The 2913-nt window shown below is 68.8% G+C and carries 5 protein-coding genes; 1 reads left to right on the forward strand and 4 read right to left on the reverse strand.

Features of this window, described 5'->3' with window-relative positions:
- The 4 genes from ACFDS6_RS16905 to ACFDS6_RS16920 all read right to left on the reverse strand — a co-directional run.
- Positions 1-137: GTP-binding protein (locus ACFDS6_RS16905; RefSeq protein WP_375273248.1), on the reverse strand; the 137-nt coding region annotated here is incomplete at its 3' end.
- 102 nt (positions 138-239) lie between these two features.
- The gene (locus ACFDS6_RS16910) at positions 240-752 is read right to left on the reverse strand and encodes an AAA family ATPase (protein ID WP_375273245.1); all 513 of its coding nucleotides are present in this window, start codon (positions 750-752) and stop codon (positions 240-242) included.
- Positions 752-1333 carry a nicotinamide riboside transporter PnuC gene (gene pnuC, locus ACFDS6_RS16915; protein ID WP_375273246.1) on the reverse strand — a complete coding sequence of 194 codons (582 nt, stop codon included), beginning with the start codon at positions 1331-1333 and terminating at the stop codon, positions 752-754. The genes ACFDS6_RS16910 and pnuC overlap by 1 nt, the downstream gene beginning before the upstream one ends.
- Before the next feature lie 76 nt (positions 1334-1409).
- The gene (locus ACFDS6_RS16920) at positions 1410-2069 is read right to left on the reverse strand and encodes an epoxyqueuosine reductase QueH (RefSeq protein WP_375273247.1); all 660 of its coding nucleotides are present in this window, start codon (positions 2067-2069) and stop codon (positions 1410-1412) included.
- A 137-nt stretch (positions 2070-2206) separates the two neighbouring features.
- Here ACFDS6_RS16920 and dinB point away from each other — a divergent pair.
- The coding region (gene dinB / locus ACFDS6_RS16925; RefSeq protein ID WP_375273249.1) for a DNA polymerase IV at positions 2207-2913 on the forward strand (707 nt) is incomplete at its 3' end.

Genomic DNA, 2913 nt, shown 5'->3' on the forward strand with positions numbered 1-2913 from the left:
TCGAGCACCTGCTCGCTCATCTCGCGGTCGGAGAGGCCGCCGGTCGCCTGGATCAGCCGGTCGGCGAGCGTGGATTTGCCGTGGTCGATGTGCGCGATGATCGAGAAGTTGCGAATGTGCGAGAGCGGGGTAGCCATGATCCGCGCGCGTTAGCAGGCGCGCGGCAAAAGCCAAAGCGCCGCGCGCGGGGCAGAAGCCCCACCGACGTGCGCGGAGCAGAAGCAGAAGCGCCGCGCGTGCTAGCTGGCGGCGCGGATCGCGGCGAGCGCGGACAGGTAGCGCGCGCTCCCCTGCCCCGACACCAGCGCCCAGCGCACGCCGCGACGCTCCAGCTCGCGTTTGGACAGGTCGAAGAAGCGCTGCCGCTCAGCCGCGGTGCCGAACATGCGCGTGCCGTCCTCCTCCCACGGCAGGTCGATGTCGAACAGCAGGTAGAGGTCGGCGGTGTTCCGCCACTCAGCAAACCACGGATCGCGCCGCCCGAACAGCATGTCCGCCCACACCGCCGTCATCAGCGGGTCGGTATCGAGGATCACCGGCGAGGCGCCCGAGGCGACCGCCGCGCGCGTCTCCGCGTCGTGGCCGCGCGCGATCGCGAGGAGGTCCGTCATCGTCAGGTCGGTGCCGTGCTGCTCGCAGTAGGTGCGGCCGAACTCGGCGACGCAGGGCGTTCCGAAATGTAGCGCGAGCCTGGGCGCCATCGTCGACTTGCCGGTACTCTCCGGGCCGTGAAGGCAGATGGTGCGTAGCATCAGGCGGTGGCGACCCCTCGCGCCGATCCCCGCTCGGCGCGGCGCCAATCGATAAGTCCCCAGACCGACAAGGCAAGGTAGAGCAGGTAGAGCGCGGCGAAGAGGTGTAGTCCCTTGGCGAGGTAGAGCGGCACCGAGGCGAGGTCGACCGCGATCCACAGCCACCAGTGCTCGATCCGCCGCCGTGCCATCAGCAGTTGCGCGGCGACGCTGGTGCCCGCGATCAGCGCGTCCCACAACGGATAGGAGGCATCGGTGAAGCGGTGGACGAACGCCGCCCAGCCGAGCGAAGCCGCCAGCGTCACTGCCGTCCAGCGCAGGCGCTCGCTCGCGTCCATCCGTGTGACCCGCACCGTGCCGGTCGCCGCGTTGCTACGCGACCAGTTGCGCCAGCCGTAGATGTTGGCGGCGACGAAGAACGCCTGAAGCAGGGCATCGCTGTACAGCCGCGCCTGGAACACCACCATGCCCAGCAACGCGACCGAGGCTATCCCGGCCGGAAAGGTCCAGACGCTGCGCCGCGCCGCCAGCGCGACGCAAGCGAGCCCCAGCACGGTCGCGATCCACTCGATGCTCGCCATTGCTATCCCGCGCGCTCGTGCCGCGCCATGCCGACGGCGTTGCTACCGTTCGGCGGTTCCGCGCGCATCCGCGCCCTCAACCCTTGGCGTCGTCGCCGTAGTAGAGCTCGCCGATGCGTATCTCCTCGCGCCCCTGGCTGACGCGGTGCGCGTTGCTGTCGCGCAGCGAGTAGACGCAGCCGCAATATTCCTGCTGGTAGAAACGCTCGCGCTTCGAGATCTCGATCATGCGCGCGGCGCCGCCGCCCTTGCGCCAGTTGAACGTCCAGTAATCCACGCCGGGATAGTGCGACGCCGCGCGCTCGCCCGAGCCGTTGATCTGGTTCATGTCCTTCCAGCGCGAGATGCCGAGCGAGGAGGTGATGACGGGAAAGCCGTGCTCGTGCGCGTAGAGCGCGGTGCGTTCGAACCGCATGTCGAAGCACATCGTGCAGCGCGCGCCCCGCTCGGGCTCCCACTCCATCCCCTTCGCGCGCTTGAACCAATTGACTGTGTCGTAGTCGGCATCGACGAACGGTACGTCGTGCGCCTCGGCGAAGCGGATGTTCTCCTCCTTGCGGAGCAGATATTCCTCTTTGGGGTGAATGTTGGGATTGTAGAAGAAGATCGTGTAGTCGATCCCGCTCGCGGTCATCGCCTCCATCACCTCGCCCGAGCATGGCGCGCAGCAGGAATGGAGCAGCACTTTCTTCTCGCCGTTCGGCGGCACGAGGACGGGGCGTTGGAGATCGCTCATGCGGTGCGGCATAGCGGATTTGCGGCTCTGCGAAAACAGCCGCGCCCGCGCGAACGAAACGGGTACACGCGCGCGACGACCGCGGTTATAAGGCGCAGGTGACCGAGGCGCCCGTCCGCAAGATCATCCACGTCGACATGGACGCCTTCTACGCGTCGGTCGAGCAGCGCGACGATCCGGCCTTGCGCGGGCGTCCGCTGGCGGTGGGCGGGTCGAGCGCGCGCGGCGTCGTCGCCGCAGCGAGCTACGAGGCGCGCGTGTTCGGGGTCCGCTCGGCGATGCCCTCGTCGGTCGCGCGGCGGCGCTGTCCGGAGCTGCTGTTCGTCAAGCCGCGCTTCGAGGTGTACGCCGCGGTCAGCCGGCAGATCCACGCGATCTTCGCCGAGTACACGGGCGAGATCGAGCCGCTGAGCCTGGACGAGGCGTACCTCGACGTCACGGTCGACCGGCGCGGGCTCGGTTCGGCCAAGGCGATCGCGGAGGAAATCCGCGCGCGGATCAAGGCGTTGACCGGGCTGACCGCCTCGGCCGGAGTGAGTTACAACAAGTTCATCGCCAAGCTCGCGTCGGACCAGAACAAGCCCGACGGGCTGTGCGTGATCCCGCCGGGCAAGGGCGCGGCGTTCGTCGCCAGCCTGCCGGTCAAGCGCTTCCACGGCGTCGGCCCGGTCACCGCGGCCAAGATGTCGCGGCTGGGGATCGAGACGGGTGCCGACCTGCGCGACCGGCCGGTCGAGTTCCTGCGCGCGCATTTCGGCAGCTACGCCGACTATCTCTACCGCGCGGCGCGCGGCGTCGACGAGCGGCCGGTGCGCTCCAGCCGCGAGAGCAAGTCGATCGGGGC

Origin of the sequence: Sphingomonas sp. (assembly GCF_042095875.1) — a bacterium.
Taxonomy (GTDB): Bacteria; Pseudomonadota; Alphaproteobacteria; order Sphingomonadales; family Sphingomonadaceae; genus Sphingomonas.